This window comes from Paenibacillus sp. AR247 (assembly GCF_002968895.1).
GTDB lineage: Bacteria > Bacillota > Bacilli > Paenibacillales > Paenibacillaceae > Paenibacillus_AQ > Paenibacillus_AQ favisporus.
This window is the reverse complement of record NZ_PCZT01000006.1, coordinates 174,987-178,250: the sequence shown is the minus strand read 5'-3', so window position 1 is coordinate 178,250 and position 3,264 is coordinate 174,987. Positions and strand designations below refer to the sequence as shown.

The 3,264-nt window shown below is 55.0% G+C and carries 4 protein-coding genes; all 4 read right to left on the bottom strand.

The features are described 5' to 3' along the window. The coding region (locus CPT76_RS05745) for a putative amidoligase domain-containing protein (RefSeq protein ID WP_181152703.1) at nucleotides 1–859 on the bottom strand (859 nt) is incomplete at its 3' end. Nucleotides 860–972: 113 nt separating this feature from the next. Then, entirely contained in the window at nucleotides 973–1,533 is a 561-nt protein-coding gene (locus CPT76_RS05740; protein ID WP_105442217.1) for an outer spore coat protein CotE, read from the bottom strand. A gap of 216 nt (nucleotides 1,534–1,749) precedes the next feature. Then, the gene (locus CPT76_RS05735) at nucleotides 1,750–2,775 is read right to left on the bottom strand and encodes an aromatic acid exporter family protein (protein WP_105442216.1); all 1,026 of its coding nucleotides are present in this window, start codon (nucleotides 2,773–2,775) and stop codon (nucleotides 1,750–1,752) included. Nucleotides 2,776–3,000: 225 nt separating this feature from the next. After that, nucleotides 3,001–3,264 (bottom strand): ABC transporter permease (locus CPT76_RS05730; RefSeq protein WP_146116168.1); only part of this gene is annotated, 264 nt, incomplete at its 5' end.

Sequence of the window (3,264 nt, the reverse complement as noted above, 5' to 3'; positions counted from 1 at the left end):
CTTCGAGCAGCGAGACGGGCAGTGTCAAGTAGTTGTCCAGCGCCCGCAGCAGCTCCGGGGTAAGGACAATGCCGCTGAAATGCAGATGCCCGCCGAGCGGCAAACCGGGTCTGGGCATGCCCCCCGCCTGCCAGATGAGCGACCGGTCCCCGATCATCCGGCCGGCGGCCTGCATCGTGAACATCAGGCGCTTGAGCAGACCAGTGGGGTCCCCGCTTGGATCCGGGCGAAGCTCGGCGATGGGGAAGGTCGTAAAGCCCTCGCCGTGAACGGCGTCGCAGCCGACCTCCCCCTCCCGGTCCAAAAACCGGGATGCGGGAACCATTTCGTTGCTGCCCGCATCCACAAGCACAAACTCCGGATCCATGCCCATCACGAGGCGGATCCCTTCCTCCTCTTCCCGCCGCAGCCGGCGGGCAAGCTCCGTCTCCGCCCGGTCATAACGCGCCTTGATGCGCGGATCTTTGATTCCGGAGGAAGGCGTGACACGCTCAACCCCGAACTTCCGCTCTCCGGAGGAAGCCAGCACGACTTCGCCCGAGTCCAGACCAAGCGTATAAAGGGCCCGCACCGCCGCCTTCTCCAGGCGGGCATACAGCCCGATGAGCGGTGCCTCACCCGCGTGGGCCGAACCGACGGGAACACGCAAGCCGTCTGCGCTTCCCTCGACGCGCTTCAAGTCAACGGCTTGCAGGCTAGCGACGTTAACGGCGTATCTTCGCCGGTATCGGGCGGATTCCCGGGCAGCCGCGTCCTCTTCCGGCAGCAGGAGGGAGCTGATGCCGGAGCGGACTAGACGGGCATGTTTGACCCGGTCGGGCCATCCGGCATACCGGGCTTCTTTTTCCTCCACTGTCACCCTCATCCCCCCTCACCCGCAGAAAATAAAATAAAAAAAGGAGGGCATCCGCCCTCTTCGCCGCCGCTCTCCCGGCATATAGTACATCATACCTCTTTTCCTTGCTCTACGAATTACAGCTCATCATCAAGGGAATCGGGATCGAGATCCTCATAGTCCCCATCGTCGCCGGCGAACTCGAACTCTTTGTCGTCATAGTCGCCATGGCCGCGGCCGCACACCAAAACACGCACCTTGGTTTCGGCGACGAGCTCGACCGCGAATTCCCGCTCCACGCGGATGATGACATTGCCGCCTCCCGAAGAGACACTGGCTTCAACGCAGCTCGGCTCCTGCGTGGCCTCCGCAGAGACTTCGACGGTTGAAGCCCGGTGTTTCGGATCCAGGTAAGACAGCGGTACGAATTCTACATAAGATACCGTTTCTTTGGCAACGTCAGTTTGGGAGTTTTTGTCGTAGGAATACCAGATGTTGCAATCGTAAGTACCAATAACTTCAATTCCGTCGCCTGCGGCAACCGCTTCGTACTGATGGTTTATAATCCATGCCCCCAAAATACTGGTAGGATTATGAGGCGGAGTCACGGTATGTGTTACGGTAGAGAACTTACGACCCTTGCCGCAGATCGCTTTCGTGATGATCTCTCTACATTGATGTTTATCGCTTAATGACATCTTTGAACCTCCTCCATACAATCATTCACTTAAGTGTATGCAGGACATAGGCATTTGTTGATTAAACGAGCATAAATGAATGAAATATTATTGTGATCGCCCGGCTAGAATAGGAATAATGCTATGACGCAAGCGCCGAAATACCTTGGCTGGCCTGGATTTTACGGCCCTTTTAATCTAGTCTGAAACTTTACGTCACTCTACTTTATGCGGCTTTCATTGTATAAAAACCCCTTGGCAGCTGCCCAGGGGTTTCTTTGCGTTTTCAGGACCCGGCAGAGGGTTTTCGTAACTTGCCCGGTGCCGGCGTCTTATTTTTTTCGCGATTTTCAAATATTGTCCCAGCTCACGTATCAGCTGCAAAATGGCCGATCTGACTTCAAACTCCTCCCGTGTCGCCGGAAGCTCCATTTCTTTAAACTCCTTCTCGAGGGCGACCAGCAGCTTCTCCGTGCGTCCCGTGTAGTTTTCCTCCGTAACGTCCCGACTGAGCTGTTCGAACAGCTCGGCTACGTCATCCGCCTGCGGCAGCTTCTGATAGACGTGGGAAATGAGCTGCAGCATATTTTGGATCGATTCCAGCTGCTCTTTTCTCATATAAAAATAGATGGTCCACGACTCGTCAGGGTGCAGCACCTGGTTTTCCATCTCCCTGCTCGCGGCTTCCTTGCCGCTCTGAATCGCTTTTCCCGCGGCGATGAGTTCATGCCCGTCCCATACGTAGGAAGGGTCGCGAAGGGTTAGTGCGATCTGTCTGAAGATTTTTGAAAACTGCTCATCCACCCGCCTGCGGATCGACGTCATTTGCTCTGAAGCCGGGGGCATGTACACCATGTTGACGAGCATGGCCGAGCCAAGCCCGATCACGAGCAGCTCAACTTGCGTCACGATGACATCCGTGCTGACTTCCGCACTGCCAAACACCCGGAACACGACGACCGAGCTGGTAACGATGCCTTCCTTGAAGTTCGCCCGGGTGATGGCCGGAAAGGCGATCAGAATGTATATCGCGAGCACCCAGTAATGGAAACCAAGCAGTTCAAATAAAACGCAGGCAAAAAACAGTCCCAGCAGCGAGGCGAAAAAACGTGCGGATACCGTCTTCAGGCTCCTTTTTCGCGTCACATCGACCCCGAGCACGGCCAGGATCCCCGCCGACAGCGGTCCCGTCACACCGCAGGCATCCGAGACCAGAATCGCCATCAGTGTCGCAATAGCCGTTTTAATAATACGAAAACCCATGAAACCGCCTCTCTCTATACATGTTGACGTATTTCATGGTACTTGATTTTGATGCTTCACACAACGTGACATGGATATGAAAATTTCAGAAATACATTCAATGTTAATCAAAAGCCGGTGAGGCTGCGGTCCGGGAAAGGGCAAAGGCTCTATGCCACAGCAAGTATATCCGCACCTATCTTCTCTTTCCCGTCCCCGCAGTTTCCGGCCCTTCAAGGCTGCTCCCTATTGCCGATGCGCAAGCAGCTTTCTTTCAATATAAACGACCAGCTGGTACATAGCCGTAGCGACAACCGCGATGATCATCAGGCTGGCAAGTACCAGCGTAAAGTTGAACACCTGGAACCCGTAAATGATCAAATAACCGAGACCTATTTTTGCGACAAGAAACTCCCCGACGATCACGCCGACCCATGCCATGCCCACATTGACCTTCAGCGTGGAAATGATGGTTGGAAACGACGCCGGGAGGATGACCTGGTTGAATAT

Coding starts and splice junctions, on each gene's coding strand:
- CPT76_RS05740 (WP_105442217.1), bottom strand. CDS start 1,533: ATGTCATTAAGCGATAAACATCAATGTAGAGAGATCATCACGAAAGCG.
- CPT76_RS05735 (WP_105442216.1), bottom strand. CDS start 2,775: ATGGGTTTTCGTATTATTAAAACGGCTATTGCGACACTGATGGCGATT.